Source organism: Corynebacterium gottingense (assembly GCF_003693265.1).
In the GTDB taxonomy this organism is placed as follows: Bacteria; Actinomycetota; Actinomycetes; order Mycobacteriales; family Mycobacteriaceae; genus Corynebacterium; species Corynebacterium gottingense.
This window is the reverse complement of record NZ_RDRE01000012.1, coordinates 36,781-63,340: the sequence shown is the minus strand read 5'-3', so window position 1 is coordinate 63,340 and position 26,560 is coordinate 36,781. Positions and strand designations below refer to the sequence as shown.

General features: G+C 66.5%; 25 protein-coding genes. 13 read left to right on the top strand and 12 right to left on the bottom strand.

What is annotated here, in order from left to right:
- The first annotated feature begins 247 nt into the window (after positions 1 to 247).
- The 5 genes from EAW56_RS08470 to recR all read left to right on the top strand — a co-directional run bounded on the left by EAW56_RS08470 (position 248) and on the right by recR (position 5,556).
- A complete protein-coding gene (locus EAW56_RS08470; RefSeq protein ID WP_276289722.1) occupies positions 248 to 1,543 on the top strand; it encodes an aspartate aminotransferase type Ic in 1,296 nt (431 codons plus the stop codon).
- Complete coding sequence (locus EAW56_RS08465; RefSeq protein WP_239215284.1) at positions 1,533 to 2,075, top strand: hypothetical protein; 543 nt, start codon at positions 1,533 to 1,535, stop codon at positions 2,073 to 2,075. Before EAW56_RS08470 ends, EAW56_RS08465 begins: the two co-directional genes overlap by 11 nt.
- A gap of 11 nt (positions 2,076 to 2,086) precedes the next feature.
- Positions 2,087 to 4,324: a DNA polymerase III subunit gamma and tau gene (locus EAW56_RS08460; RefSeq protein ID WP_122086110.1), complete on the top strand. Its 2,238-nt coding sequence runs from the start codon at positions 2,087 to 2,089 to the stop codon at positions 4,322 to 4,324.
- A gap of 109 nt (positions 4,325 to 4,433) precedes the next feature.
- On the top strand, positions 4,434 to 4,820 hold the full coding sequence (locus tag EAW56_RS08455) for a YbaB/EbfC family nucleoid-associated protein (RefSeq protein ID WP_095275234.1): 387 nt from the start codon (positions 4,434 to 4,436) through the stop codon (positions 4,818 to 4,820).
- A 109-nt stretch (positions 4,821 to 4,929) separates the two neighbouring features.
- Entirely contained in the window at positions 4,930 to 5,556 is a 627-nt protein-coding gene (recR, locus tag EAW56_RS08450) for a recombination mediator RecR (protein WP_095275233.1), read from the top strand.
- A 10-nt stretch (positions 5,557 to 5,566) separates the two neighbouring features.
- Here the strand turns inward: recR and EAW56_RS08445 are convergent, their stop codons facing one another.
- The 6 genes from EAW56_RS08445 to EAW56_RS08420 form a co-directional block, all read right to left on the bottom strand.
- On the bottom strand, positions 5,567 to 6,271 hold the full coding sequence (locus EAW56_RS08445) for a type 1 glutamine amidotransferase (protein ID WP_122086106.1): 705 nt from the start codon (positions 6,269 to 6,271) through the stop codon (positions 5,567 to 5,569).
- Complete coding sequence (locus EAW56_RS08440; RefSeq protein ID WP_122086104.1) at positions 6,264 to 7,541, bottom strand: Mur ligase family protein; 1,278 nt, start codon at positions 7,539 to 7,541, stop codon at positions 6,264 to 6,266. Before EAW56_RS08440 ends, EAW56_RS08445 begins: the two co-directional genes overlap by 8 nt.
- Positions 7,542 to 7,551: 10 nt before the next feature.
- Entirely contained in the window at positions 7,552 to 8,571 is a 1,020-nt protein-coding gene (locus tag EAW56_RS08435; RefSeq protein ID WP_095554323.1) for a DNA polymerase III subunit epsilon, read from the bottom strand.
- Positions 8,572 to 8,618: 47 nt separating this feature from the next.
- A complete protein-coding gene (locus EAW56_RS08430; RefSeq protein ID WP_095546864.1) occupies positions 8,619 to 9,959 on the bottom strand; it encodes an NADH-quinone oxidoreductase subunit E in 1,341 nt (446 codons plus the stop codon).
- Between the two features lie 400 nt (positions 9,960 to 10,359).
- The gene (gene leuA, locus EAW56_RS08425; RefSeq protein WP_122086102.1) at positions 10,360 to 12,195 is read right to left on the bottom strand and encodes a 2-isopropylmalate synthase; all 1,836 of its coding nucleotides are present in this window, start codon (positions 12,193 to 12,195) and stop codon (positions 10,360 to 10,362) included.
- Positions 12,196 to 12,410: 215 nt separating this feature from the next.
- Entirely contained in the window at positions 12,411 to 13,262 is an 852-nt protein-coding gene (locus EAW56_RS08420) for a DMT family transporter (protein ID WP_122086101.1), read from the bottom strand.
- Between the two features lie 121 nt (positions 13,263 to 13,383).
- Here EAW56_RS08420 and EAW56_RS08415 point away from each other — a divergent pair, with 121 nt between their 5' ends.
- The 3 genes from EAW56_RS08415 (at position 13,384) to EAW56_RS08405 (ending at position 16,515) form a co-directional block, all read left to right on the top strand.
- Positions 13,384 to 14,649 (top strand): aspartate kinase, encoded by a 1,266-nt coding sequence (locus EAW56_RS08415; RefSeq protein ID WP_095275226.1) that lies wholly within the window; start codon positions 13,384 to 13,386, stop codon positions 14,647 to 14,649.
- Between the two features lie 52 nt (positions 14,650 to 14,701).
- Positions 14,702 to 15,733 carry an aspartate-semialdehyde dehydrogenase gene (locus EAW56_RS08410; protein WP_122086099.1) on the top strand — a complete coding sequence of 344 codons (1,032 nt, stop codon included), beginning with the start codon at positions 14,702 to 14,704 and terminating at the stop codon, positions 15,731 to 15,733.
- A 137-nt stretch (positions 15,734 to 15,870) separates the two neighbouring features.
- Positions 15,871 to 16,515 (top strand): hypothetical protein, encoded by a 645-nt coding sequence (locus EAW56_RS08405; protein ID WP_133064865.1) that lies wholly within the window; start codon positions 15,871 to 15,873, stop codon positions 16,513 to 16,515.
- A gap of 7 nt (positions 16,516 to 16,522) precedes the next feature.
- Here EAW56_RS08405 and EAW56_RS08400 read toward each other — a convergent pair whose 3' ends face one another.
- The 3 genes from EAW56_RS08400 to EAW56_RS08390 form a co-directional block, all read right to left on the bottom strand.
- Positions 16,523 to 17,968 (bottom strand): YkvI family membrane protein, encoded by a 1,446-nt coding sequence (locus tag EAW56_RS08400; RefSeq protein WP_122086098.1) that lies wholly within the window; start codon positions 17,966 to 17,968, stop codon positions 16,523 to 16,525.
- A gap of 116 nt (positions 17,969 to 18,084) precedes the next feature.
- On the bottom strand, positions 18,085 to 19,521 hold the full coding sequence (locus EAW56_RS08395; RefSeq protein ID WP_186439402.1) for a YkvI family membrane protein: 1,437 nt from the start codon (positions 19,519 to 19,521) through the stop codon (positions 18,085 to 18,087).
- A gap of 83 nt (positions 19,522 to 19,604) precedes the next feature.
- Positions 19,605 to 20,150, bottom strand: coding sequence for an RNA polymerase sigma factor (locus tag EAW56_RS08390; RefSeq protein ID WP_122086096.1), 546 nt, complete (start codon positions 20,148 to 20,150; stop codon positions 19,605 to 19,607).
- Between the two features lie 81 nt (positions 20,151 to 20,231).
- Between EAW56_RS08390 and EAW56_RS08385 the strand changes: the two genes are divergently transcribed.
- From EAW56_RS08385 to EAW56_RS08365, 5 genes are all read left to right on the top strand, one after another.
- Entirely contained in the window at positions 20,232 to 21,797 is a 1,566-nt protein-coding gene (locus EAW56_RS08385; RefSeq protein WP_122086095.1) for a catalase, read from the top strand.
- Between the two features lie 143 nt (positions 21,798 to 21,940).
- A complete protein-coding gene (locus tag EAW56_RS08380; RefSeq protein ID WP_122086093.1) occupies positions 21,941 to 22,882 on the top strand; it encodes an ABC transporter ATP-binding protein in 942 nt (313 codons plus the stop codon).
- The gene (locus tag EAW56_RS08375) at positions 22,879 to 23,688 is read left to right on the top strand and encodes an ABC transporter permease (protein WP_095275219.1); all 810 of its coding nucleotides are present in this window, start codon (positions 22,879 to 22,881) and stop codon (positions 23,686 to 23,688) included. The genes EAW56_RS08380 and EAW56_RS08375 overlap by 4 nt, the downstream gene beginning before the upstream one ends.
- 26 nt (positions 23,689 to 23,714) lie before the next feature.
- Positions 23,715 to 24,878, top strand: a complete 1,164-nt coding sequence (locus EAW56_RS08370) for a sensor histidine kinase (protein ID WP_122086092.1) — start codon at positions 23,715 to 23,717, stop codon at positions 24,876 to 24,878.
- The gene (locus EAW56_RS08365) at positions 24,875 to 25,483 is read left to right on the top strand and encodes a response regulator transcription factor (protein ID WP_095554532.1); all 609 of its coding nucleotides are present in this window, start codon (positions 24,875 to 24,877) and stop codon (positions 25,481 to 25,483) included. Before EAW56_RS08370 ends, EAW56_RS08365 begins: the two co-directional genes overlap by 4 nt.
- Before the next feature lie 3 nt (positions 25,484 to 25,486).
- Here EAW56_RS08365 and EAW56_RS08360 read toward each other — a convergent pair whose 3' ends face one another.
- Genes EAW56_RS08360 through EAW56_RS08350 form a run of 3 tightly spaced genes read right to left on the bottom strand, consistent with a single transcriptional unit; the run spans position 25,487 to position 26,559 of the window.
- Entirely contained in the window at positions 25,487 to 25,825 is a 339-nt protein-coding gene (locus EAW56_RS08360; RefSeq protein WP_095546852.1) for a Na+/H+ antiporter subunit G, read from the bottom strand.
- On the bottom strand, positions 25,825 to 26,091 hold the full coding sequence (locus EAW56_RS08355; protein WP_095554533.1) for a cation:proton antiporter: 267 nt from the start codon (positions 26,089 to 26,091) through the stop codon (positions 25,825 to 25,827). Before EAW56_RS08355 ends, EAW56_RS08360 begins: the two co-directional genes overlap by 1 nt.
- A 3-nt stretch (positions 26,092 to 26,094) precedes the next feature.
- A complete protein-coding gene (locus EAW56_RS08350) occupies positions 26,095 to 26,559 on the bottom strand; it encodes a monovalent cation/H+ antiporter subunit E (RefSeq protein ID WP_122086090.1) in 465 nt (154 codons plus the stop codon).
- Position 26,560: the final 1 nt, after the last annotated feature.

Genomic DNA, 26,560 nt, shown 5'->3' with positions numbered 1-26,560 from the left:
TGAGGTGTCAACCATCACCCTAGGTGGTTTTCTTGGGCTAAGTGTCAACCATGTCGCGGCTGACCTGTCAACCATCAGGAAGGTTCCCCCAGGCACGCCGTGTCAACTATGTCGTGACTTCGGACACCACATCCTCCGCCAACTCACCGGCACCCCGCAATCACGCGAGGTGCCGGTTTTGCGTTGCTGGGCGATCGCAGCCCCGTTGTAAGATCGGGGCAAAACGTTATCGCCTACCCACGATTGGATGCGTGAATCGCACATGGGACACACTCCGCTGACAGACCACACCCCGGAGCAGCTCGCTGAGCTGGCGCAAGAGGTCCGCGCGCAGTACGCCGACCTGCAGGCGAAGGGCCTGAAGCTGGATCTGACGCGCGGCAAGCCGTCGTCCGAGCAGCTGGACTTTGGTAACGAGCTCCTGGAGCTGCCGGGCAAGGACCGCTTCACGGACAGCTCCGGCGGCGACGTGCGCAATTACGGCGGCGGCGTGGGCATCCCGGACATCCGCAACCTGTGGGCGGAGGTGCTCGGCGTGGACCCGAAGCTGGTCATCGCCGGCGATTCCTCCTCGCTGAACATCATGTTTGACCTGGTGTCCTTCTCCTACATGTTTGGCAACAATGACTCCGCGCGCCCGTGGAAGGATGAGGAGCACGTCAAGTGGATCTGCCCGGTGCCGGGGTACGACCGCCACTTCTCCATCACCGAGCTGTTCGGCTTCGAGATGGTCACCGTGCCCATGCTCGCCGACGGTCCGGACATGGACAAGGTCGAGGAGCTGGCGAAGGACCCGCAGGTCAAGGGCATGTGGACCGTGCCCGTCTTCAGCAACCCCACCGGCACGGTCTACTCGCGCGAGGTGATCGATCGCCTCGCCGCGATGGAGACGGCCGCGCCCGATTTCCGCATCGTGTGGGACAACGCCTACGCCGTCCACACGCTCACCGACGAGTTCCCGGAGAACCCGAACGTGCTGGAGATCGCCTCGGCCGCGGGCAACCCGAACCGCTTCTGGTACATGAGCTCCACGTCCAAGATCACACACGCGGGCTCGGGCGTGGCTTTCTTTGCCTCCTCGGAGGAGAACCTGGCCTGGTACACCAAGATCGCCGGGGTGCGTGGCATCGGCCCCAACAAGCGGAACCAGCTCGCGCACGCCATGTATTTCCACGACGCGGAGGGCGTCCGCGCCGTGATGCGCAAGCATGCCGGCTCGCTCGGTCCGAAGTTCGCGGCCGTCAACCGCGCGCTGGAGGATCGCCTCGACGGCTACGGCATTGCACAGTGGACCAGGCCGGAGGGCGGGTACTTTGTCTCCCTCGATGTGCCGGAGGGCACCGCGACCCGCGTGTGGCAGCTGGCCAAGGAGGCCGGCATCAAGCTCACGCAGGCGGGCTCCCCGTTCCCGCTGCACGATGACCCGCACGACCGCACCCTGCGCCTCGCGCCGTCGCTGCCGCCGCTCGATGAGGTCGTCGAGGCGATGGACGGCGTCGCGCTGTGCGTCCTCCTCGCCGCCATCGAGCAGCGTGAGGCCTAACCAGGCTGCCGAGTGGCTCGGGTCGTTGCTACCTCCCGAGCCCATGCTTATCGACGCCCCACCCGCCCCCTTCCCCGCACTCGCCGCCGAGGGGATCGCCGCCACCTGCGGGTTCTCCGAGGTAGATACCGGGCTCGCGCTCGAATCTGAGACGGGCACGGATGTGCGGTGCGAGATGGTGGTGCACGCGGGCGTCGATAAGCAACTGCTCGGTGCCGCACTGGGTGCCGCCGCGACGATGGTCCTGGAGCTGGGCGTGCCCGCGCAGCCCGGGGTGCTGCTGGAGCACCTGCTTGACCGGGTGGACCTGCCGGCTGGGGTGAGTGTGCGGCACGGGTGGCTGCGCGAGCCGCGCCTGTTCGAGCAGGGCACGCCGCTGGTGCGCGAGCCCGGGCGCCTGACGCTTCTGCTGGAGCTGGTGCTGCTTACGGACGACGAGTTCGCCATTGCCTCGGAGCAAGGCGGGGCCGTGCTCGAGCGGCGGATGCGGCGGCGCGGGGCCGCAATGGCCGACTGGCACCGTGATGCCTAAACTTGGGCGGCGTGGCTCTCTACCGGAAATATCGTCCCGCGACCTTTGGTGAAGTAATTGGCCAAGAGCAGGTGACAGTCCCGCTGTCGACCGCCCTGGACAACGGGCGCATCAACCACGCCTACCTGTTTTCAGGCCCGCGCGGCTGCGGCAAGACCTCGTCGGCGCGCATCCTCGCGCGCTCCCTGAACTGCGTGGAGGGGCCGACGTCCACCCCGTGCGGGGTGTGCGACTCGTGCCGGTCGCTCGCGCCGGGCGGGTCCGGCAACCTGGACGTGATGGAGCTGGACGCGGCCTCGCACGGCGGCGTCGACGACATGCGCGACCTGCGCGAGCGCGCCATGTTCGCGCCGGCGGAGTCGCGCTACCGCGTCTTCATCATCGACGAGGCGCACATGATCTCCCAGTCCGGGAACAACGCGCTGCTGAAGATCGTGGAGGAGCCGCCGGAGCACCTCATATTCATCTTCGCTACCACCGAGCCGGAGAAGATGCTGGGCACGATCCGCTCCCGCACCCACAACTACCCGTTCCGCCTGCTCACCCCGCAGGCGATGCGCGAGCTGCTCGAGCACGTCGTGGCCGAGGAGGGCGCGCAGGTCGACGATGCTGTCTATCCGCTGGTCATCCGCGCGGGCGGCGGCTCGCCCCGCGACACCCTGTCTGTGCTGGACCAGCTGCTTGCCGGTGCCGGCCCCGACGGCCTGACCTACGACCTGGCGCTGCCGCTGCTTGGCGTGACGGACCTTTCGCTTCTCGACGCCGCCGTGGACGCCCTCGCCTCCCGCGATGCCTCCGCCATCTTCCACACCATCGACAACGTCATCGAGTCCGGCCACGAGCCGCGCCGCTTCGCCCTCGACCTCCTCGATCGGCTGCGCGATCTGCTCGTGGTCCGCACCGTCCCTGACGCGTTTGGGCAGGGGCTTGTCGACGCCCCCGTGGACCGCGCCGACATCCTCCGCGCAGAAGCCGAGCAGTTCAGCCCCGCGCAGCTCTCGGCCCTGGCCACCGAGGTCAACGACCGCATCCAGGACCTCCGCGGCGCCACCTCGCCGCGCCTGCTGCTGGAGGTCATGATGGCGCACCTGCTCACCATCGATGGTGGGGCCGGGGCTCCCGCTCCCGGTTCTGCCGCCCCGGCGCAGCGGCCAGCGTCCGGCGGCTCTGCTGGTGGTGGCGCTGGTGGCGGCGCTGCGGCTGCGGCGGCGGCCGCTGCGGCGGCTGCCGGTGGGCGAGGCCAGGTGCGCAGCAAGTCCACCCCGCCGCCGCAGCGTGCCCCGCGGCCGGAGCCGCAGCAGCGCGAGCAGGCGCCGCAGGAAACTCCTCCGCAGGAAAAGCCGCAGCCCACCCCGCCCGCGGAACCCGCCAGGCCGGCTGCGCCAGCCGAGCCCACGCCGCAGGAGCCAAAGCAGCAGAAGCCCGCGCCGCAGGAGCCTGCGGCTGCTCGGGCCCAGGATTCCCAGGACCCTGACGAGCTGTTCGAGCGCGTCCACCGCGATTGGACGCGGCTGCGCCAGTCCGTTGGCGAGCGCAACAAGGTCGCGGAAATCATGCTCACGGAGGCGAAGCCCCTTGGCATGGATGGTCAGACCCTCGTGATCGGCCACAACACGGGCGCGCTTGCAGAGCGCATCAACGCGGACCGCAACAACGCCGACATCGTCGCTGTGTTTGAGGAGAAACTCGGACGCCGCGTGCAGGTGCGCTGCGTGGTGGGCACCGACCCGGCCGCGGCGAACGTGCGACCGCGGGCGACGCCGCGTGCGGAGCAGGTGTGGAACCCGAACAAGGGGACCTCCTCGAACGAGCCGGCACCGGAGGAGCCTGCGGGGGCGCCGACAGCACAGAAGAGCCAGAAGAACCAGAAGAACCAAAGGAACACAGCCAACGACTGGAAGGCTGCCGCGCAGGCGGCGAGCCGGAAGGCTGCGGAAAAGGCGCAGCGCGAGCGCGACGAGATCCCGCTGCCGCCCGAGCCGATGGACGACGAGCCCGACTACGACCCGTACGCCGACGGCGCCGGATTGCCGCAGGACCCGGCGCAGGCTCCGTCACAGTCACAGACAGCTCCGGCGCCGCAGCAGCCCGAGCCGGCACCGCAGTCGGCCCCTGCGTACACGCGCGAGGACGAGGAGCGCGACATGGCTGAACAGGCGTTCTCGGAGGAGGGCACGATCGATCACCGCGACGCCACCGAGGTGGCCATGGAGCTGTTGAGCAAGGAGCTCGGCGCGAAGCCGATGTAGCCGTTCGCTGGTAGCAAGCAGGCGCGGAGGCCGGCGCGGGAACGGGTACACTAGGCCGGGAACGCACCGCCCCAGGCGGGGGAAACAATACTGAGAAAGGTTGCACACCATGACCGAGCCGAACATGCCGAACGATATGCAGGACCTCATCCGCCAGGCGGCGGAGGTACAGGCGCAGCTGCAGCAGGCCCAGCAGGAGCTGCTGGCTACTGAGGTCACCGGTACCGCCGGCGGCGAGCTGGTGAAGGTCACCATGACCGGCGGCGCTGAGATCACCAACCTGGAGATCAAGAAGGAAGCGGTGGACCCGGAAGACGTCGAGTCCCTGCAGGACCTTATCCTCGCTGCGTACCGCGACGCGCACACCAAGGCCGGCGAGCTCGCGCAGGAGAAGATCGGCCCGCTGACCGGCGGCTCCGGCCTGGGCCAGCAGGGCGGCCCGACCGGCGGCCAGTCCGCTGGTGACGGTGAGATCCCGTTCGGCGGCATCATCTAAGCACCGCACCGTTTTTACGTCTGTAGCGCCTGGCCGTGGGGCCGGGCGCTTTGGCGTGTAGTACCCCCGCAAACCAAAGCAAATCAGGGCAAACCAAGGAGGCAATGCCATGTTTGAAGGCCCGCTGCAGGACCTAATCGACGAGTTCTCGCGCTTACCCGGCGTCGGCCCCAAATCCGCCCAGCGCATCGCCTTCCACCTGCTGAAGACGGAGCCGGAGGACATTGACCGGTTGCGCTCCGCGCTGGCTGCGGTGCGCGACGGCGTGACGTTCTGCCGGATCTGCAACAACGTCTCCCGCGACGAGGTGTGCCGTATCTGCGCCGACTCCGGCAGGGATGCCACCACGGTGTGCGTGGTGGAGGATGCCAAGGACATCCAGGTCATCGAGCGCACCGGCGAGTACAGCGGGCGCTACCACGTGCTCGGCGGGGCGCTGGACCCGCTGGCCAACGTCGGACCGAAGGATCTCGCCATCGCCCCGCTGCTCAAGCGCATCGGTGGAGTGCTGCCGGACCGCGACGGCGAGGATTCGCCGCAGGTCAGCGAGGTGATCCTGGCCACCGACCCAGACACCGAGGGCGAGGCGACCGCGTCCTATTTGGTGCGCTTGCTCAAGGACTTCCCGGAGCTGACCATCTCGCGCTTGGCGTCGGGCATGCCGCTGGGCGGCGACTTGGAGTTCGTGGACGAGCTCACGCTGTCGCGCGCGCTTAGCGGCCGTTTGAAGCTGTAAGCGGGACCCGCTACTTCAGCCGCTCGGCGCGCAGCGCGTCCACCACGTCCAGCTCCAGCGGGGCGAGCTCCGCGGTGTCCACGCCGAGGGCGCGGGCGAGGAGGAGGTCCGCCAGCTGCGGGTTCCGGGCCAGGACCGGGCCGTGCATGTAGGTGGCGATCACGCTGCCCTGGACCGCGCCCTCGACGGTGCTGTCCAGGTTGCCCACGCCACGCGTGACCCGGCCGAGTGGCTGGGCGTCCGGGCCGAGGACGGTGCCCCCCATGTGGTTTTCAAAGCCGGTGAGGGGCTCGGTGAGGAGGTCGGTCGCCGGGGTGGTGGTGACTTCGCCGATGGCGCGGGTGGAAAGGGGGGTGGTGGTGGCGTCGATAAGCGAGATGCCCTCGACCGAGCGACCGGCAGCGTTGAAGGAGCGGCCGAGGACCTGCAGGCCTGCGCAGATGGCCAGGATCGGGGTGCCGTTGTCGGCGGCTCGCTGCAGGCCTGGCGACGCCTTGAGTCGCTCCGCGGCGAGCACCTGTGCCGAGTCCTCACCGCCGCCGAGCGTGTAGACGTCGCAGTCGGCGGTGATCTCGTCGGTGAGCAGGAAGGGGCGGATTGCCGCGTCGAGGCCGCGCATGCGGGCGCGCTGGCGCAGGACGAGCGCGTTACCGTCGTCGCCGTAGGTGCCCAGGACGTCGGGCAGAATCAGGCCGATTGTCAGTTGCTTAGCCACGGTAATCCTCCTGCTTGGCCAGGTCCCGCTTCAGATCGCGGAACGCGGTGTAGTTTGCCAGCACCTCGACGCGCCCCGGCGGGCACGCGCGAATCGCCTCAACCACGTCGTGGACCACCTCGTGCTCGATGCCCGCGTACAGCAGGCGCACCGCCAGGTCCGTGCCGCGCTCGCCGGCGGACTTCACCGCGATGCCGTCGAAGTCCTCAAACTTCACGTCCCACAGCCAGGACACGTCCGCGCCGTCGCCCTGCTGGGCGTTGACCGCGATGACCACGCCGTCCGCGTCGCGGTCCAACATGGTCAGGGCCTCCTGCCAGCCGGCCGGGTTCTTGGCCAGCAGCAGGCGCACCTCGTGCTCGCCGAGTGTGACCGTGGCGTAGCGGCCGGCCACGTTGTCCACGCCTTCCACGGCGCTTACGGCCTTGTCCAGCGGGACGTCGTAGGCCTCGACGGCCGCGGCGACGGCCTGGGCGGCGTTGCCGCGATTCGCGCGGCCGGGCAGCGTCAGGTGCATGGGCACCTGGCCGGACGGGGTGGTCAGGCCCTGCGCATCTACCGTGTAGGTGGGGGAGGGGCGGCGGAACTCGGTGCCGTCCGCGAGCTTTTCGGTGGCGTACCAATCGCCCTCCGGGGTGCGCACGACGTAGCCGGGCCCGCGCGGGTTGGTCACCGAGTCATTGACCCAGCCCGCGCCCGCGGACACCCACACCACGTTGGGGTGGTCCCACGCCACCGACGTCATGAGGACGTCGTCGCAGTTGGCCACCACCGTCATCTCGGGGCGCTTTTCCACACACGCGCGCAACGCCCGCTCGATCTTATTGATCTCGCCCACGCGGTCCAGCTGGTCGCGCGACAGGTTGAGCAGCACGAGCGCGTCCGCGTCCAGGCTCTCCGCCACGTGGGGGACGTGGAGCTCGTCCACCTCGAGGACGATGTTGGCGGCGTCGCCGCCCGCCATGAGGGCGGAGATGATGCCGGCGTCCATGTTGTCGCCGCCCTCGTTCGTGGCCACGGTGTACGTCGTGCGCAGCGCCTGGGCCAGCATGCGGGTCGTGGTGGACTTGCCGTTGGTGCCGGTGACCAGCACCGTGGGCCGCCCGCGGCCCAGGCCGTCCATAATGTTCGGGTCGATCGCGCCCGCGACCAGGCCGCCGATCATGCCGCCTGCGCCGCGCCCGGTGGCGCGGGAGGCGGTGGTGGCGAGCTTCGCCGCTGTGAGCGCGGCGTTCGTGCGGATGCGTGCAAGGCGTCCTCTCGGATTCATGCGCTCTACGTTAGTGCACGCGCTCTGCAGAACCCATCTGCTCCACGGCGGTGAGGAACTCCTCCCCGGTCAGCAGCGGGATGTCCTTGCGGTGCCCGTGCATCGCCTTCCCGCGGAGTTCGTCCGGCGACGCGCCCCTCGCCAGGGCGTCCGTGACCACCACGGAGCTCTCGCGGGTGAGCTTTTCGGTGTAGGTCAGGCCGGCGCGGACGGCGGCGTCGATAAGCGTGTCGGGCTCGAGCGCGATGTCGTCGGTGATCACAACCTCCATGCCCTTGCGCAGGCCGGTCTCCCGGGAGTACTTGCCGGGATTATCCGCCGCAGCGCCGGCTTTCTCCGCGTCGACGCGCACGGTGGAGCGCTGCAGGCCGAAGCGGTCCGCGGCGAGCTCGTCCGGCGCGCGGCCCGGCACCTCGCCGTGCTCACGGAGCTGCATGTACATGGCCACCAGCTTGAGGGTCTGCTCGCGCGAGATCTCCGCCTCGGGGCGGGCGGCGCGCTCCGCGTTGGCCACCGGCGACTCGGAGGCCACGCCAATCAGGTCCGCGACGGCCCCGATGCGCAGGTCCGTGGGCACCACGCCTTGCCGACGCGCCGCGGCCAGCAGGTCCACGATCTGGGTGGGGTGCGGGACGTGGCCCACGCGCTGGCGGCGGCGCCCGTTGCGCTTCTTGCGCGAGCGGTTGGCGCGGGCGGCGGCGCTCATGGCGCGGCGCGCCTCGCTGACGATGAAGCCCCAGGTAGTGGGGGTGTCGAAGGTGACGAGCACGCGGTCGTCGAGAAGCTTGTCCAGCGACTTAAGGAAGCGGGTAAAGCGCGGGGCCTGGGCGACCTCGTGGGTGCTCAGGCCGTGGGTGTGGCGGGGGCCCGGGTCGCAACCGGGGTTGATGACGGCGTGGAACTCCTCGCCGACGCGGCCGCCGTCATCAAAGGTCACGGCATCGATGGTGAGGATCCGCCCGGTCGACGGGTGGATGCCCGTCGTCTGCGCGGAGAGCGCAACGTAGGGGTAGGACTCGTTCGATGTCATTGTTCACATAGTAGTCGGGCCGCGGGCGGTGCGGCCCGCGCCCTGGCCTACTGGTCCAGCACTGCCGGATCCTGAGGGTCCTCCACGGAGGCAACGACGGTGTCGTCGTAGCTCGTCGGCGAGATGCGCGCCGCGGCGCTGTTGCCACTGTTCCACTGGGTGCTGATGGCAATGACGCCCGCGATGGTCAGCAGGATCAGCAGCGTGCCCGCGGCGATGCAAGCCGGGTGGAGGCGGCTCGCCGCCGCCGGCTTCTTCTCCGTGTCCTCCGCGACCGCTGCGGCTGGCTGGTCCGGGGTTTGCTCCGCGGCGAGCGCGGCTGCTTCCGCGTCGTCGTCGGCGCGGAAGCGCGGGAAGCGGCGCCGGGGCTGATCGGGTTCCGCGACGCTCTCCTCGGACTCGCCGATGAGCGTGGTGGACGCGGCCACAGCACCCGCAGGTTCCTCAGCGTCGTTGGCGTCCTCAGCGTCTTTGGCCACCGTCGCCGCGGCGACCTCGCGCGACGCCGGGTCCACCTCGGGCTCCGCCGGCGCTGGCTCGTCCAGCAGCGGGGAGGGGGCTAGTGGGGTCGAGTCGCCGGTGAGCTCGCCCGACGCGAGGGAGGGGCGACCGCAGGATGCCTCGTTCGGGGCGCCGACGGTGACGAGCTCCGGAATCCGCTGCGCCTCCGGCAGCGGGAGGAACGGCACCGGCGAAACTTCATTCGGAGTACCGGTCTCGTCCACCCCGCTGAGGTTGACGGTGAGCTCGACGCCGTTGGCGGTGGGCGCATGGTAGCCGCGCACGACCACGATGAGGCCGCGCTGCTCAAGGTTGCGCAGCGTCGGGGTGATCTCGGACGCGGTGCGCGGGTCAAGCGTGCCCACGCCGCCCTTGCCCAGGCAGGCGATGACGTCGCCGGCCTCGTCGAAGCCGAGGCGGACAAGTAAGCTCATCCGGTCATTCATGTCGCGCTCCGCAGCGTCCGGCAGGTAGGACACGACGCGGGGGCCGGTGCCGTCCAGCAGTGCCCAGGGCTCGGTCGGGGGCTCGTTGGCGGGGATGCACAGGCCCGGGCGGGGGAGGCGGAGGGTGAGGTTCACGGTGCCGCCAGCATGCGACTCGGCCCTTGCGGTGACCTCCGGCGTCAGGCCCGCCTCGGCGATGTGGGCGAGCTCCTGGTACTCCAGCGCGTCGTGCTCGGCCATCGCGCCCAGAATTTTGCCGTCAGCGGCGATGTAAAAGCCTGCGTCCTCGCCGCGCTGCAACAGCGTGACCTGGAAGTCGGCGTGCCCGTCGCGAGCATTCGCCAGATAGTTGCGCACAAGCGCCTGATCCACATCGCAGGTAGGAATGCTTCGGACGGCGCCGATCCCGTGGTCAGGAACCACGTAGCTCGGGCTTTGCATGATCCTCCTCCACCTTACTGTTCGGATTGGAAATACGGGCGGGATGTTGTTGTGTCACGTTGCTCTTAGCTGGCAGCCTATCTCAGAGCGCGGTGATGTTCGACGTGCCGGGTGTCTCCCCAGTGCAGAACTTGCGCTGCGCTGCAACTGCCGGTTCTGGATCAAGTATATGTGTCGCCGTAATCGGGACGAAGTGTGCCTGTTGAACAATCGTGTAATTTACGGGGTTTACGTGCAATAACGCGCGTTCTGCTAGAAATCGGCTGAGAGAGCGTCGGGAGGCGAGTGGTCCGACGTGCGTGAACCACTTAAGAGACTCGGGCACATACTCAGGATCCCCGAGCCGCGCCGCCACCCCCGAAGCGGGGCAGCAAAACGTTGGACTCGCGATGGTGATCGGCTACACGCCGCCAGCCTTTCCCGCAGTCAGGCCGCGGTTCACAGCCGAGGTGATCGCCTTGAGCGACGCGCGCGTCGTGGACGCGGCGATGCCAACACCCCAGGCTGTAGCTCCGTCGACGTCGGCGTAAATGTAGCAGACCGCGTCGGCGTCGTCGCCCGCCGTGCGCGAGCGCTGCGAGTAGTCCTGCACCTCAAAGTCGATGCCCAGGGACTCGAGCGCGTTTGCAAATGCGGCGATCGGGCCGTTGCCGGTGCCGCGCAGCTCGTGGCGCTCGCCCTTGTAGTCCACCGTCACCTGGACCGCGGAGTCGTCGTCCTCCGCGACCGCGCCGGTGACCTCGTAGTCCACCAGTTCCAGCGGGGAGTCCAGATCCAGGTAGGCGCCGGCGAAAATGTCCCACATGTTCTTGGAGTTGACCTCGCCGCCCTCGCTGTCGGTGATGTTCTGCACCACCGCGGAGAACTCGGGCTGCATCGCCTTCGGCATGTTGATGCCGTGGTCCGTCTTCATAATGTAGGCCACGCCGCCCTTGCCGGACTGCGAGTTCACGCGGATCACGGCCTCGTAGGTGCGGCCCACGTCCTTCGGGTCGATGGGCAGGTACGGCACCTCCCACACCGTGTCGCGCAGCTCCTCCCAGGTGACATCGTTGGAGGAAGCGTTCGGGTGCACGCGCTGCGCCAGCGCGTCCAGGCCCTTATTAATCGCGTCCTGGTGCGAGCCGGAGAAGGCGGTGAAGACCAGGTCGCCGCCGTACGGGTGGCGCTCCGGGACGCGCAGCTGGTTGCAGTACTCCACGGTCTGGCGGATCTTGTTGATGTCCGAGAAATCGATCTGCGGGTCCACGCCCTGCGTGAGCATGTTCAGGCCCAGGGTGACCAGGTCCACGTTGCCGGTGCGCTCGCCGTTGCCAAACAGGCAGCCCTCGATGCGGTCGGCGCCGGCCAGGTAGCCCAGCTCGGCGGCGGCAACGCCCTCGCCGCGGTCGTTGTGCGGGTGCAGCGACAGGATGATGGACTCACGGTGCGCCAGGTTCCGGTGCATCCACTCGATGGAATCGGCGTATACGTTCGGGCTGATCATCTCCACCGTGGACGGCAGGTTGATGATCATCGGGTCCGCCGGCGTCGGCTCCATGACGTCCACGACCGCGTCGCAGACCTCCTTGGCAAAGTCCAGCTCGGTGCCCGTGTAGGACTCCGGCGAGTACTCCCAGCGCCAGCGCGTATCCGGGTAGTCCTCCGCAATGGACTTGATCAGCTCGGCCGCGTCGGTGGCCAGCTTCTTAATCGCCGGGCGGTCCTTACGGAAGACCACCTCGCGCTGCAGCTTGGAGGTGGAGTTGTAGAAGTGGACGATGACGTTCTTGGCACCCTCGCAGGCCTCGAAAGTGCGGCGGATCAGGTGCTCGCGTGCCTGCACCAGGACCTGGATGGTCACGTCCTCTGGGATCATGTTCTTCTCAATGATCTCGCGCACGAAGTCGAAGTCCGTCTGCGAGGCCGACGGGAAGCCTACCTCGATCTCCTTATAGCCCATCTCCACCAGCAGGTTGAACATGCGGCGCTTGCGCTCGGGGCTCATCGGGTCAATCAGCGCCTGGTTGCCGTCGCGCAGGTCCACGGCGCACCACTGCGGCGCGACCGTGATCTTCTTGTCCGGCCAGGTGCGGTCCGGCAGGGTAATGTCCTCGACTTCTTCGGCGAACGTCAGGTACCGGTCCGCCGGCATATGGGACCCGCGCTGCTTGTTCCACGCCGGCTGGCCCTCGTTCTTGGGGCCATTCGGGGTCTGGATCTCGCGGGGTACGTAAAAGTCGTTGGCGTTGCTCATTGGTCTTCCTTCCACGGGTGGGCGTTTGCACTATTCACGGCCGGCAAACACGAACTCCGCGACGGGGTGCCGGCCGTGTTAGTGAAGGGCCTGATTCCCGCCGCGGCGTAGAAGGAGTAGCTGCCTGTGTGACATGCCAGACATCTTACATAGCCCAGACACTGTGTCACGCGGATCACATATTTATATGCAGGGAGTGCTTATCGACGCCACCGCTACCGAATACTCACGCGCGTCACCATCGCCGCGCTGAACAGCATGCCCGCGATGAGCAGCGCCATCGCTGTCCAGCCGAGGGCCCCGGACAGCGAGAACTTTTCGCCCAAAAGTACAAGTCCCAAGGTCAGGGCCACGAGCGGCTCGACGACCTTCATCGCCGGCAGCGTGGTCGCGAGCTTGCCGGCGCCGAAGGCGAACTGCTGCACGACGGTGCCGATCACGGCGCAGGCGAGCATGGCCCAGAACTGCCAGGAGGCGAGGATGCCCAGGACGCCGCCGTGGACGTAGGCGTCCACGGCCACCTTGGAAAACACGGCCAGGTAGCCGAAGATGGCGCCGCAGAGGATGCCAAAGGCGAGGCTTTGGACGGCCGCGGAGTAGGCGCGGGCGAACGCGAACGTCGAAAAGAGCCCCACGAGCCCGATGCCGACGGCGGTGAGCCACTCCCAGGTGTGCGGCGCGCGCTCGCCGGGCAGCGGGCGGCCGACGACGACCACGACGCCGACGAACACGGTGAGCAGGATGGCCCAGAACGAGGTGGCGGCGGACATGCGGCGGCGCTCGACGCGCGCGGAGAGCAACAGCGTGAGCATGAGGGAGAGTACGAGGACTGGCTGCACGACGAGCAGTGAGCCGAACGCGAGCGCGACCGCTTGGAAGCCGTACGCCGCGAGCGCGAGCGCGAGGGAGAACCACCAGGCGGGGCGCTTGAGGGCGCTGAGCGGGGAGTCATTGACCTCCCCTTGGTCGCGTCCGGCGCGCAAGATTTGGTGGCGCCAGACGGTGCCCACCGCGATCAGGAGCGCGGACGTGAATGCGAAGCCGACCGCAAGATAGTTGTTGTGCACGCAGAATTATATTAGTGCGATACCTCGAATCGTGAGTTTTCGCCCGCTAAGGTTGGGTGACGGGTTTGCAACGTTTGCGCGGCCCCAGAATTGTCACCTGAACGGAAGGCGTACAACACCAATGGCACTGATCGTCCAGAAGTACGGAGGCTCATCCCTCGAAAGCGCGGAGCGGATCCGCGCCGTCGCTGAGCGAATCGTTGCCACGAAGAAGGCCGGGCACGACGTCGTCGTGGTGTGCTCCGCAATGGGCGACACCACCGATGAGCTCCTGGACCTTGCCGCGGAGGTTAACCCGACCCCGCCCGCGCGCGAGATGGACATGCTGCTCACCGCGGGCGAGCGCATCTCCAACTCGCTGGTGGCCATGGCGGTGGCCTCGTTCGGCGTGGACGTGCGCTCCTTCACCGGCTCCCAGGCCGGCGTGATCACCACCGAACGCTACGGTAACGCGCGCATTATAGAGGTCACCCCGGGCCGCGTGCAGGAAGCGGTGGACGAAGGCAAGGTCGCCATCGTCGCTGGCTTCCAGGGCGTGAACCGCGATACGCGCGACATCACCACCCTGGGCCGCGGCGGGTCCGACACCACCGCGGTGGCGCTCGCCGCGGCGATGAACGCGGATGAGTGTGAGATCTACTCGGACGTGGACGGCGTGTACACCGCGGACCCGCGCATTGTCTCGGACGCCCGCAAGCTGGACAAGCTCTGCTTTGAGGAGATGCTTGAGCTGGCCGCGTCCGGGTCGAAGATTTTGGTGCTGCGCAGCGTCGAGTACGCGCGCGCGTTTAACGTGCCCATGCGAGTCCGCTCGTCTTACAGTAACGACACCGGCACTCTCGTCGCCGGAGCATTGGAGGATATTCCCATGGAAGAAGCAGTCCTGTCCGGCGTTGCCACCGATAAGTCGGAGGCAAAGATCACGGTGCTCGGCATCCCGGATACCCCGGGCGAGGCCGCGAAGATCTTCCGCACGCTCGCGGACGCGGAGATCAACATCGACACCGTGCTGCAGAACATCTCCACCCGCGAGGAGAAGAAGACGGACATCACCTTCACCCTCCCGGTGGCGGACCGCCCGCGCGCCATGACCCTGCTGACCAAGCTGCAGCAGGACGAGGGGTGGACCGATGTGACCCACAACGATGAGATTGGCAAGGTCTCCCTTGTCGGCGCGGGCATGAAGTCGCACCCTGGAGTCACCGCTGACTTTGCCGAGGCGCTTCGCGACGCCGGCGTGAACATCGAGATGATCAACACCTCAGAGATCCGCATCACCGCCGTGATCCGCGAGTCCGAGCTAGACAACGCGTGCCGCGCCATCCACGATCGCTTCGACCTCGGCGGCGACGAGCCGGCCGTGGTCTACGCCGGCACCGGCCGCTAAGCTCACGCCACACTGTATATAACCGCAACGCTTTCAAGGAGCTGTTTTCCCCATGACCACCATCGCCGTCGTCGGAGCAACCGGGCAGGTCGGGCGCGTAATGCGCACCATCCTCGCGGAGCGTGATTTCCCGGCAGACACCGTCCGCTTCTTCGCCTCCCCGCGCTCTGCGGGCAAGAAGCTGGACTACTGCGGCACCGAGGTGGTCGTGGAGGACCTGACCCAGGTCACCGAGGACTCCGTCAAGGACATCGACATCGCCTTGTTCTCCGCGGGCGGCTCCACCTCCAAGGAGTGGGCCCCGGTCTTCGCCGCGGCTGGCGTGAAGGTCGTGGACAACTCCTCCGCGTGGCGCAAGGACCCCGAGGTTCCGCTCATCGTCTCCGAGGTCAACCCGGACGACGCGAAGGCCCTGCCCAAGGGCATCATTGCCAACCCCAACTGCACGACCATGGCGATCATGCCGGTGGCGAAGGCGCTGCATGACGCAGCCTCGCTCACCACCATGCGCGTCGCCTCCTACCAGGCCGTTTCCGGTTCTGGCCTAGCGGGTGTGGAGGCCCTGGCGGACCAGGTCGCGGAAATCGGCGACCGCAACACCGAGCTCACCCTGGATGGCTCCGTGCTCGCCCCTGAGGACCTTGGCCCCTACGTCGCCCCGATCGCCTACAACGCGGTCCCGCTGGCGGGCAACCTTGTTGACGACGGCACCGAGGAAACCGACGAGGAGCAGAAGCTGCGCAACGAGTCCCGCAAGATCCTGGGGATCCCCGAGCTCAACGTCGCCGGCACCTGCGTCCGCATCCCGGTCTTCACCGGCCACACAATGGTGGTCCACGCCGAGTTTGCCAAGGCGATCACGCCCGATGAGGCGCGGGCCGTGCTTGCGGACGCGCCGGGCGTCTCCGTTGTGGACGTGCCCACGCCGCTCGCCGCCGCGGGCAAGGACGAGTCCCTGGTTGGGCGCATCCGCCAGGATCAGACAGTTGAGGGCAACCGTGGCCTGATCTTCGTCGTTTCCGGGGATAACCTGCGCAAGGGCGCGGCGCTGAACACGATCCAGATCGCCGAGCTGCTGGTGTAGCAATACGGTCGTCCTGCGATAGGTCACGAGCAGGGCGACAAACGGTTGCAATTCTGTAACGAGAGTTGCCTGTAGCTGAGATTTCGCCAAAAATGGTGGCTATGAGTATTCGACGCCGACGCCACCGTGCCCAATTCGTGGCACACGCAGCAGTCGGCGCTCTGCTCCTGGGGGCTATGGGGGCCGTCACGCCAGCGCCTGGCGCGCTGGCGGCGGAGACGGGCAAGTGGTCGAACACCACGATCAAACCCGGCCAGACGCTGTTCTTGGTAACGGCGAAGGAGAGCGGGGCGTCGCTACGCATGAATTCTGAAGACCCAAGCACGCTGCCCGCGGGCTGGAGCGCCATTTCCCGGCCGAACGGGCTGCGCCTTACCGCGCCGCAGTCCGCCAATGGCAGCGATTACGCCACGGTCCAGGTGACGGAGGGCGGCGCCGTGGTTGATGAGTTCAAGGTGCGCCTGGACACCAGCGGCACCGGCAAGCGCGCCCGAGCCACCGCCACGTCCACGCTGGCGCCCGCGCCGGAGACCAGCGAACGCAAGCAAGAACAGGACGAAAAAGCCCCCGCGACAAGCGCGGGGGAGCGTCCGACCCCGACCCCCGTGGCTGCGCAGCCCGTCGCGGTGGTGGCGACCTCGGAGGCCCCCATGACCTCGGCTGAGCCGACCAGCGAGACGGCGGTACTGCCCGCCGCGCTACCGGGATCCGAGACCGGCGCGGCGTCCGAGGGCTGGTTCGGCGGGATCGTGTCCCGCGTGAACAGCCTCTTCAGCCGCTAGGCGGCCGCTACAGGCGGGTGCTGCCGTTCCCGTTGCCCGTGTCGGCGTCGTCGCCGGACTCGGCCTCCTCGGCCTCCTCCTTGGCAATCATGTCGTCCACGGTGGTGTCGTTCCACGGCTCGTCCGGGTTTTTGGCGTACTCCTCCTTGGACTGCGGCTCCGTGTAGGACACGTAGACCACGTCGCCGTCGGGGTCCTCGGGGTCGTATTCGACCTCGTCGTCGTCGATAAGCTCCTGGCCCACCTCGTCCTCGAGGGCCTCGGTGAACTCCTCCTCCTCGATGACGGATTTGCTGGTCAGGTATTCCAGCTCCTTCTCATCGTTCTTGGTAAAGCGCTCGCGCGGATCCAGCTTGAGGCGGGTCAGCTCGAGGGCGCGACGGCGGCGGTTGCCCTCCTTGCGCAGCTTCTGGGCGCCGCGCAACCATGCCGCAGCGACGACGACGATGAGCAGGATGCCAATGTAGCCCAGGACCGGGTAGACGTACGCAACCAGCGTCTTAAAGCCGACGAAGGAGAGCGCGAAACCGACCAGGCAGGTCACGCTGAAGATGATCGGGTACTTGTCCTCGCGGCCGCGCGAGAGGCGCTTGCCCAGCGCGTAGAACATGCCCATCGCGGTGGCGAAGATCATGCCGAAGACCACAAGCGCCATGATGGTGCCCAGGATCGGGTTGATGTCATTGATCAGGGTCAGCATCGGCATGTCCTCGCCGGAGACCGTGTCAATCTTGACCATCAGCGCGGTGGCCAGCAGCATGAGCATGACCAGGTAGCCCATGCCGCCAATGAAGCCGCCCAGGCCCGCGGCGCGGGTGTCCAGGTAGTTACCGCCGATCACGAGGGCCATCGAGACCACGCACATCACGTTGAGGCCCGTGTAATTCAGCGCCGCCATCCACCAGTTCGGCAGGGTGGTGTTGACCTGCTCTGCGGACATGTTGATGCTGTGCCAGTCAATGTCGGTGGTGATGAGGGTGTACGAGCAGCCGAAGATGACAAAGGCCAGCAGGAACGGGGTGAGCGAGCCGATCGCGGCCGTCACCTTGTCCACGTCGAGCATGCCCACACCCAGTACGAGCGCGAGCATGAGCACCGCGCCGATCCAGACGGGGATGCCAAACTGCTGGTTCAGGTTCGACCCCGCACCGGCGAACATGACGAAGCCGATGGAGAACAGGGTGGTGATGGTAGCGATGTCCAGAATCCAGGACATCACCTTGCTGGAAATATTTCCCAGCACTTCCATGTGCTCGTTGGCCTGGAAGTACGACCCGAGCTGGAGGATGGACACGCCGGCGATGAGCATGAGCAGGGAACCGAGGATGGCGCCGTAAATGCCGTCAGTGCCGAACGCCGAGAAGTACTGCATTGCCTCCTGGCCGGATGCGAAACCCGCGCCAACTACCACGCCGATAAAGGCGAAGGAGATACCTATTGCGTTTTTAAGCATGAAATCTTTCCGTAAGAAATCAGGAATGTTCGGATAAACCTTTGCAATAGTATCGTCATTTGCTCTCAATGGCAGTTAAGCGGGGAGCATGCTTTGCGACGCCACGCTGCCCACAGCTACCGCTCGCTGACGACAGTGCTGCCGCCGTCCTCCCGCTCCGACTCGTCGTCGGCCCACTGAGCCGCGAGGTCTTCCTCGCTCGGGTTGCCCTTCCACGGCTCGTCGGGGTGCTTGGCGTAGTCCTCCTTGGACTGCGGGTCCGTGTAGGTGACGTAGACCACGTCGCCGTCCCGGTCCTCGGGGTCGTATTCGACCTCGTTGTCGTCGATAAGCTCTTTGCCTACCTCCTCCTCGAGGGCGGCCTCGAGCTCCTCGTTGTCCACGATGGAAGCCTGGATGATGTAGTCCAGTTCCTTTTCATCGTTTTTGGTAAAACGCTCGCGGGGGTCGAGCTTCAGGCGCATGAGCTCGCGGGCGCGGCGGCGGCGATTCCCTTCCTTGCGGAGCTTCTGCGAGCTGCGCAGCCACGCGGCGGCGAGGACAGCGACGAGCAGGATGCCCAGGTAGCCCAGGATCGGGTAGACCACGGACACCAGCGTCTTGAAGCCGACGAAGGAGAGCGCAAAGCCGATCAGGCAGGTGGTGATGAAGATGGGGCGGAACCGCTCCTGGCGGCCGCGGGCCAGGCGCTTGCCCAGCGCGAAGAACATGCCGAGTGCGGTGGCGAAGATCATGCCGAAGATGACCAGGGACATGATGAAGCCGAGGACCGGGTGGATGTTGGTGATAAGGGTGAGCATCGGCATGGCATCGCCCGCGATGCTGCCCACTGCGGCGAGCAGACCGCAGGACAGCAGGAGCAGCATGACGAGGTAGCCCATGCCGCCGAGGAAGCCGCCCAGGCCCGCGGCGCGCGTGTCCAGGTAGTTGCCGCCAATAACCAGGGCCATGGAGGCGACGCAGATGGCGTTGAGTCCCGTGTAGTTCAGAGAGGAGATCCACCAGTTGGGCAGTGTGGTGGAAACCTCCTGGGCCTGCACGTTGAGGTTGGACCAGTCGAGGTCGCTGGTGCACAGGGTCCAGATGCAGCCGAAGATGACAAAGAACAGCAGCAGCGGGGTCACGGCGCCGACTGCGGCGGTGACCTTGTCCACATCCATCATGCCGATGACCAGCACGAGCGCGAGCATGAGCGTCGCGCCGATCCACACCGGCCAGCCGAACTGCTGGTTCAGGTTGGCGCCCGCGCCGGCGTACATGACGAAGCCGATGGAGAACAGGGTGGTGATGGTGGCGATGTCCAGGATCCAGGACATGACCTTGCTGGACACGCTGCCCAGTACCTCCATGTGCTCGTTGGCCTGGAAGTACGAGCCAAGCTGGAGGATGGAGACGCCGGCGATGAGCATGAGCGCGGAGCTTAAGGCCGCGCCCCAGATGCCCTGCGTGCCGAACGCGATGAAGTACTGCATTGTCTCTTGCCCGGAGGCAAAACCGGCGCCGACGAGGACGCCAATGAACGCGAAGGCGATGCCAATTGCGTTTTTGAGCATGAGAGGCTCACTACTTTCAAGAATGTTCGTGTGATTTCCGCACACAAGTGTAGCGTGACCTAGCTCACCGTGTGTGACTTCGCTTATTCCGCCTTGGTGTGGTGAATGAGGTCACGCCTCGCGCGCGCGACGCGGGAGCGGATTGTGCCCACGCGCACGCCGGTGATCTCCGCGGCTTCCTCGTAGGTGTAGCCCAGGACTTGGGTCAGCACGAGGGCTTCGCGGCGCTCGGGGCGGAGGCTGTCGAGGAGGAGGCGGGCGTCGATAGCCTCTGACCAGGCGTTCGCATCATCGGGGCTGGCTTCCTGCGCGGCCACTTCGTCGTACTCGGCGGCCGATTTGCGTGGCCGCGCCATGTCGTGGCGCACCGAGTCGACCCACGCCCGACGCGCGAGCGAGAGCAGCCAGGTGCGTGCCGACGAGCGTGCCTTGAACCGAGGGAGTGAGCCGAGGACGCGCAGGTACGTCTCCTGGGCGAGGTCGTCAGCGTGCTCGGCGCCGGCGAGGTGGGCGAGTAGCCGCCACACGTCGTCTTGCGTGGCGGCGATAAATTGAGTCAGCGCGGCCTTGTCACCGCGACCTGCTTTGAGCGCGAGGTCGGTGACGTAGGCGTCGTCAGTGCTGCTCACGAATGCTTAGGCTACCAGCGCGCGCGAAATTCCCTAGGCTTGGCAGGGTACGTGCTAGCGACAGTCAAGGAGGAGCCACCAATGGCTGAGAAGAGCAAGGCAGAAGACATCGTTGCCAAGGGCGAGCGCCCCGCGGGCAACGGCCGCACCACCGAGTTGAGTGGGCAGCCGGTCGCCTCGGAGCACCTGTCGATCGTCCAGGGTCGTCGTGGGGCCAATGTGCTTAACGACGTCCACCTGATTGAGAAGCTGGCCCACTTCAACCGGGAAAACGTGCCGGAGCGCATCCCGCACGCGAAGGGCCACGGCGCCTTCGGTGAGCTGCACATCACCGAGGACGTGTCCAAGTACACCAAGGCCAAGCTGTTCCAGCCCGGCACCGTGACCCCGATGGCGGCGCGCTTTTCCACCGTCGCCGGTGAGGCCGGCTCCCCGGACACCTGGCGCGACGTCCACGGCTTTGCGCTGCGCTTCTACACCGAGGACGGCAACTACGACATCGTGGGCAACAACACTCCGACGTTCTTCATGCGCGATGGGCTGAAGTTCGCCGACTTCATCCACTCTCAGAAGCGTCAGCCCAACTCCGGCCTGCGCGACGACGAGATGCAGTGGGACTTCTGGACCCGCACGCCTGAGTCCGCGCACCAGGTGACCTACCTGCTGGGCGACCGCGGCACCCCGAAGACCTCCCGCCACCAGGACGGCTTCGGCTCCCACACCTTCCAGTGGATCAACGAGGAAGGCACCCCGGTGTGGGTGAAGTACCACTTCAAGACCCGCCAGGGCTGGGAGTGCTTCACCGACGAGGAGGCCACCGAGAAGGCCGGCACCGACCCGGACTTCCAGCGCGAGGACCTCTTCAACGCCATCGCAGACGGTGACTACCCGATCTGGGACGTGAAGGTCCAGATCATGCCGTTCGAGGAGGCAAAGGACTACCGCTTCAACCCGTTCGACCTGACCAAGGTCTGGTCGCAGAAGGACTACCCGCTCATCCCCGTCGGCTACTTCGTGCTTAACCGCAACCCGAAGAACTTCCACGCCCAGATTGAGCAGCTCGCGCTCGACCCGGCCAACCTCGTGCCCGGCGTCGGCCTGTCCCCGGACCGTATGCTGCAGGCCCGCGTGTTCGCATACTCCGACCAGCAGCGCTACCGCATCGGCGCGAACTACAAGGACCTGCCGGTCAACCGCCCGCTCAACGAGGTGAACACCTACTCCGAGCGCGGCAGCATGGCGTACTTCTTTAACGAGGAGAACGAGCCGAACTACGTGCCCAACCGCACCGAGAAGGGCACCGGCTACCTGGACAACAACGAGGATTCCTCCTCCAACTTCACCGACTACGGCCAGGCCGAGAACCTCTACGTCAACCCGGACCCGGAGGGCACCGACCTGGTGCGCGACGCCTACGTGAAGCACGCCGAGGACGACGACTTCGACCAGGCCACGACGCTCTACCGCGACGTCTTCGACGACGCGGCCAAGGAGCGATTCGTGCACAACATCACCAACAAGATGATGGCGATTAAGAACAAGGACGTGGAAGAGCGCGTCTACGCCTACTGGGGCAAGGTTGACGCCGACCTGGAGACCAAGGTCCGCGAGTCCCTCGCCAAGAAGCGCGCTGAGCAGGAGAAGTAGTTCCTCTCTCGCTGCGTAAGCCAGCGTAAGCCACATGCCCGTTTAGTCTGCGGCCGCAGACTAAACGGGCATGACTTTTGTCATGTGCAATCGGTGACAAACGCTTCTACCAGCCGGGATGCATTCTCGGCAGGGTAGAAGTCATGGAAAACGTCATCGAAGTAGATAATTTACAACGCCGGTACGGTGAGTTCACCGCGGTCGACGGCATCAGCCTCCATGTCGCTCGCGGCGAGGTGTACGGCCTGTTGGGCACCAACGGCGCGGGCAAGACGTCCACGCTGGAAATCCTGGAGGGGCTCGCCGCACCGAGCGCGGGCGAGGTGCGCGTCTTGGAGATGGACCCGGTGGCGGATCGGGTACGCCTCCGTCCGCACACGGGCATCATGCTGCAGTCCGGTGGGCTGCCGCGCGCACTTTCCGTGGAGGAAACGTTGACCATGTGGGCGGGCACGTGCACCGCCCCGCTGCCAATCGACGACGTGCTGGCAGACGTTCAGTTGACGCATAAACGTGAGGTGACAGTCGGGGCGCTGTCAGGCGGCGAGCAGCGGCGCCTTGACCTTGCCTGCGCGCTGCTGGGGAATCCGGACGTGGTGTTCTTAGATGAGCCGACGACCGGACTCGACCCTGAGTCCCGCCGCCGCGTGTGGGAGCTGCTGCGCGGACTGAAGGACCGTGGGGTGACGATCGTGTTGACCACGCACTACCTCGAAGAGGCCGAGTTCCTCTGCGACCGCATCGCGATTATGCACGGCGGCCGCATCGAGGTCGAGGGCACGACCACGGAGTTAGCGAGCACGGTGCCCTCCACCATCGAGTTCGTACTGCACAGCACATCAGCCCCTGCGCTGCCAAACCTTCCCGGGGCGCTGGTGCACAGCACCGACATTTCCGAGGGCACGAAAGTATCGGTGCACACCTCCAGGCTGCAGGACGACGCCTCCGCAATCCTGCAGTGGGCGCGCGAGCGGAACCTCGTACTGGCTCAATTTGTAGCGCAGCCCGCGAACTTGGAACGAGTCTTCCACGGCGTCGCAGCAACGCAGCGTACCCACACCACCCGAAAGGACGAAGTAGCATGAGCACGACCACGATGAACCCCACGAACCACGCCGCGCGCAGGCTGCGGGCCCTCGGCCGCGCCGAGTGGCTGCAGTTCACCCGCAACCGGCTGCTTGTCTTCGCCGGCCTCGTTTTCCCACTACTGTTGCCCCTCTTCCTGTGGTTGGTCGGGGACCAGTCGGTGGGGTCGACCGCGGCGGCATCTGAGGTGTTCGTGTTGTTCGCGCTGAGCTTCGGCGTGTTCTATCCCGCGCTATCCATGGCGGTGACCAGGCGCGACGAGGGGGTGCTCAAGCGTCTGCGCACGGGCGAGTCCCGCGACTGGGAGCTTCTGACTGCCATTTGTCTCCCGCTTGCTGCGCTCACCCTCGTGCTGGCGGTCATCGTGGTAGTCGCGTTTTCGAGCATGTCCATGGTGCTGCCGATTGACCCGCCGGTACCCCACGTGTGGCCGAAAAACCCGTTGATCATGGTGATTGCGATGCTGCTCGGCGTTGCGGTCTCCCACGGGTTGGCCATGCTGACCAGTCGTTTTACCCAGAACGCGGAAGGCGCGCAGATCACGTCGATGCCGGTGCTGATGCTCGTGATTTTCTCGCAGACCGGTATACGTGAGTACCTTCCGGAGTCCCTTGCCAACGTCATCAACCGGACACCCTTTGTGCTGGCAAGCGACGTCTTTCGCGATGGTTGGGTCGGCGAAGGCTCGTTCGCTTCGCTGCTGGCAGGCGCGGCAACGCCGATGCTCCTGCTCGCGGTGTGGGCCGCGGTGCTGATCTCGGTGGGGTATCGGCGCATGCGCTGGGAAACGCACCGCGAGGTGTGAGACCACTGCTACGCTCGGAGCACACTATGACGCAAACACCGCCCCGCACCTCGGCGAAGCAACCAGAACCGAAGTACTCGTCGCGGTTCCTCACGCTCAACCGCTGGTCGCTCATCGGGATGCTGTGGCTGTTCGTCGGGACCTTTTCCTCGGTCATTGTGAGGCGCTCGGGGGCAACCCTCGCCGAGACGTTCGTTGGCGTGGGCATTGCGGTGCTGGCGAGTCTTGTCGGGACGGTGGTGCTGGAAACCAGGCCAGAGTTGCGTCTGGAGACGCGCGAGCACAGCAGCGGCTGGCTGCGGTGGGGGATGCTCGCCCACCTTCTTGTCTTGGCGGTGTGCGCGGTGGTGCTCCTCTTCGGCCCGGCGGAGTGGAAGGCGGCCTCAGCGATCGCGGTCGGGGCGGCGTTCTTTAGCATCCAGCTTGCCTTCCTGCCCTTCATGGCCAAGCAGCGGATGTGGACGGCGTTTGCCCTCGCGTGCGCGCTCGCGAGCGTATTCCTGTTCGGCTCGGTGGAGATCGCTGCGATCGTTGTGGTGTACAGCATCGCGTGCGTGGTCACGGTCCCCTTCACCACGTGGTTTTCCCGCGCGATCATTGAAACGGAGCGAGCCCGCCGTCTGGAGTCGCAACTCGCCGCCGCGGAGGAGCGTCTGCGCATGTCGCAGGATCTCCACGACACCATGGGGCAACATCTTGCGGCGCTGACGATCAAGTCGCAGCTTGCGCTCGCGCTCGCCGAGCGCGATGATCCGCGCGTGCCCCAGGAACTGCGTGAGCTGCACCAGCTCACGCAGCGCGCAGCCGCCGATATGCGCAGCGTGGTGAACAACTATCGGACCCCGGACCTCGCCACCGAGCTCGAAAGCGCGAAGCAGGTGCTCGGCGGCGCCGGCGCCGAGGTTTCCATGGCCGGAACCAGCGACGACGTGCGCCCGGACCTGCGGGTGACCGCCGCGTGGTTCGTGCGCGAGACCACGACCAACATCTTGCGCCATTCCCAGGCCACGGCGGTGTCGATTGATCTGCAGCCGGACGCGATCACTTTGGTGAACAACAATCCGCGCCCTGGAGAGGGGAGCGGTACGGGCCTGGAGGGGCTGCGTCGGCGGGCGGCGGCGCATGGGGCGTCGATAAGCGTGGAGCGAACAGCTGAATCCTTCCGCGTGCGACTGGAGGTGGGCGCATGATCAGGGTCGCGCTGATTGATGATGAAACGCTGGTGGCCGATTCCCTCGCCATGCTCATCGGCTTGGAGGAGGACATTGACGTGGTGCACGTCGCCTACTCGGGCGCGGGATTCCTCGAGTGGTGGCGGTCGCTGCCCGCCGCCGCGCGCCCGGATGTAGTGGTCACCGACCTGCAGCTTGGGCAAGGTGGGGCGGATGGCATTGAGGTCGCCTCGCTTATCGACGCCCACGTGGTCGTCGTCACCAGCCACGCGCGGCCAAGCGTTGTCCGGCGGGCCCTCGACTCTCAAGTGCTCGGCATCTTGCCCAAAACGGCCGCGGCCGGCGAGCTCGCTGCGGCGGTCCGTGCGGCGCACGCAGGCAAACGCTACATCGACCCGGAGCTGGCAGCCGCCACGATTGCTGCCGGGGAATCGCCGCTGACTGCGCGGGAGGCCGAGGTGCTCGAACTGGCGGGCCAGGGCGGGTCTATCGAGGCGATCGCCAGCGCAGCGCACCTGGCCACCGGCACCACGCGGAACTACATCTCTTCCGGCATCGCGAAGACCGGCGCGGAAAACCGCTTCGAGGCGTACACCATCGCCCGCGAACGCGGCTGGCTGTAGCGCCTACTGCGGCACGTTGCGCGAGGTCTTGTCCTTCGGGTCCACCACGGTGACGCCGTGGATGGCGCGGCCGATGACGAAGGAGCCGACGGAACCGATGATCCACACGCCGGCGATGGCCAGGATCGCGCGGATGAAGGCGTTGATGCTGAATCCCTCGGCGGACCAGCTCATCAGCAGGTTCGCCACGATCAGCAGCGGGAAGGCGAGGCAGACAAGGGGGCCGAGCAAGTTCGCGCGGGTGAGCGCGTCGGGGGCGCGCAGCTGCAGGGAGGCGGTGGCCACCACGAAGATGGTGGAGATGATGACCAGGACAGCGACGATGATTTCGATGATGCTCATTAGCGGCGTCCTCTCGAGATGATGCGGGCCATGGAAATGGTGGGGATCACGCCGCAGACCAGGGCGGCCAGGACGGCGATCTCGTAGGTGATCATGCTCTGGTTGAACAGGGTCCACACCAGGTAGATGGCGACCATAGCGTAGAACACAAGGTCCGCCAGCACCGAGCGGGAGAGCTCGTCTGTGGTGACGATGATCTTGGCCAGGCCCGCGAGGAGGCTCAGCGCCATGATGACGATGCAGACGGTCATGATGGTCTGGAACATGGGTTAGTCCATCCTTTCTGCGGCGGGCAGGTTCTCTGCGTGCTCGTGGTCCAGGTCGGGCCCCAAGTGCTTGTAGGGCTTCCAGAGGACCTTGGAGGCGTCGAGAGGCGTGTCCTTAAGCGAGGGTTTGAGGTGTTCCTCCATGTCGGCGAGGTCCTCGATGACGCCGAGGGGGTCGTCGCCAAACGCGGCCTGCACGATGAGCAGGTCGCTCCCGCCCTCAGACGCCGCGTGGCGGAACCCCAGCGAGAGCGTGCCCGGGGTGGCGGTGATGGACGTGGAGAACCAGAAGCGCTCCCAGTCGGTGCGCACCCGCATGGGGTAGAAGATCACGCAGGGGTGCAGGCCGGAGTCTGGTTTGAAGGCGGCGACGGTAGCGTCGATGCCCGCGGCGTAGATTTCCTTGATCAGCCAGGCGCCGTATCCGATCGCGTGGCCGACGTGTTTCAGTGCAGATTGCTGTGCCATG

What these genes read in the sequence shown, in the direction of transcription:
- EAW56_RS08430 (WP_095546864.1), bottom strand. Translation starts at nt 9,959, where the DNA reads ATGCAAAGCCCGAGCTACGTGGTTCCTGACCACGGGATCGGCGCCGTC.
- EAW56_RS08415 (WP_095275226.1), top strand. Translation starts at nt 13,384, where the DNA reads ATGGCACTGATCGTCCAGAAGTACGGAGGCTCATCCCTCGAAAGCGCG.
- EAW56_RS08395 (WP_186439402.1), bottom strand. Translation starts at nt 19,521, where the DNA reads ATGCTCAAAAACGCAATTGGCATCGCCTTCGCGTTCATTGGCGTCCTC.
- EAW56_RS08355 (WP_095554533.1), bottom strand. Translation starts at nt 26,091, where the DNA reads ATGTTCCAGACCATCATGACCGTCTGCATCGTCATCATGGCGCTGAGC.
- EAW56_RS08400 (WP_122086098.1), bottom strand. Translation starts at nt 17,968, where the DNA reads ATGCTTAAAAACGCAATAGGTATCTCCTTCGCCTTTATCGGCGTGGTA.
- EAW56_RS08350 (WP_122086090.1), bottom strand. Translation starts at nt 26,559, where the DNA reads ATGGCACAGCAATCTGCACTGAAACACGTCGGCCACGCGATCGGATAC.
- EAW56_RS08410 (WP_122086099.1), top strand. Translation starts at nt 14,702, where the DNA reads ATGACCACCATCGCCGTCGTCGGAGCAACCGGGCAGGTCGGGCGCGTA.
- EAW56_RS08435 (WP_095554323.1), bottom strand. Translation starts at nt 8,571, where the DNA reads ATGACATCGAACGAGTCCTACCCCTACGTTGCGCTCTCCGCGCAGACG.
- EAW56_RS08360 (WP_095546852.1), bottom strand. Translation starts at nt 25,825, where the DNA reads ATGAGCATCATCGAAATCATCGTCGCTGTCCTGGTCATCATCTCCACC.
- leuA (WP_122086102.1), bottom strand. Translation starts at nt 12,195, where the DNA reads ATGAGCAACGCCAACGACTTTTACGTACCCCGCGAGATCCAGACCCCG.
- EAW56_RS08375 (WP_095275219.1), top strand. Translation starts at nt 22,879, where the DNA reads ATGAGCACGACCACGATGAACCCCACGAACCACGCCGCGCGCAGGCTG.
- EAW56_RS08365 (WP_095554532.1), top strand. Translation starts at nt 24,875, where the DNA reads ATGATCAGGGTCGCGCTGATTGATGATGAAACGCTGGTGGCCGATTCC.
- EAW56_RS08385 (WP_122086095.1), top strand. Translation starts at nt 20,232, where the DNA reads ATGGCTGAGAAGAGCAAGGCAGAAGACATCGTTGCCAAGGGCGAGCGC.
- EAW56_RS08440 (WP_122086104.1), bottom strand. Translation starts at nt 7,541, where the DNA reads ATGAATCCGAGAGGACGCCTTGCACGCATCCGCACGAACGCCGCGCTC.
- EAW56_RS08380 (WP_122086093.1), top strand. Translation starts at nt 21,941, where the DNA reads ATGGAAAACGTCATCGAAGTAGATAATTTACAACGCCGGTACGGTGAG.
- EAW56_RS08370 (WP_122086092.1), top strand. Translation starts at nt 23,715, where the DNA reads ATGACGCAAACACCGCCCCGCACCTCGGCGAAGCAACCAGAACCGAAG.
- EAW56_RS08470 (WP_276289722.1), top strand. Translation starts at nt 248, where the DNA reads ATGCGTGAATCGCACATGGGACACACTCCGCTGACAGACCACACCCCG.
- EAW56_RS08455 (WP_095275234.1), top strand. Translation starts at nt 4,434, where the DNA reads ATGACCGAGCCGAACATGCCGAACGATATGCAGGACCTCATCCGCCAG.
- recR (WP_095275233.1), top strand. Translation starts at nt 4,930, where the DNA reads ATGTTTGAAGGCCCGCTGCAGGACCTAATCGACGAGTTCTCGCGCTTA.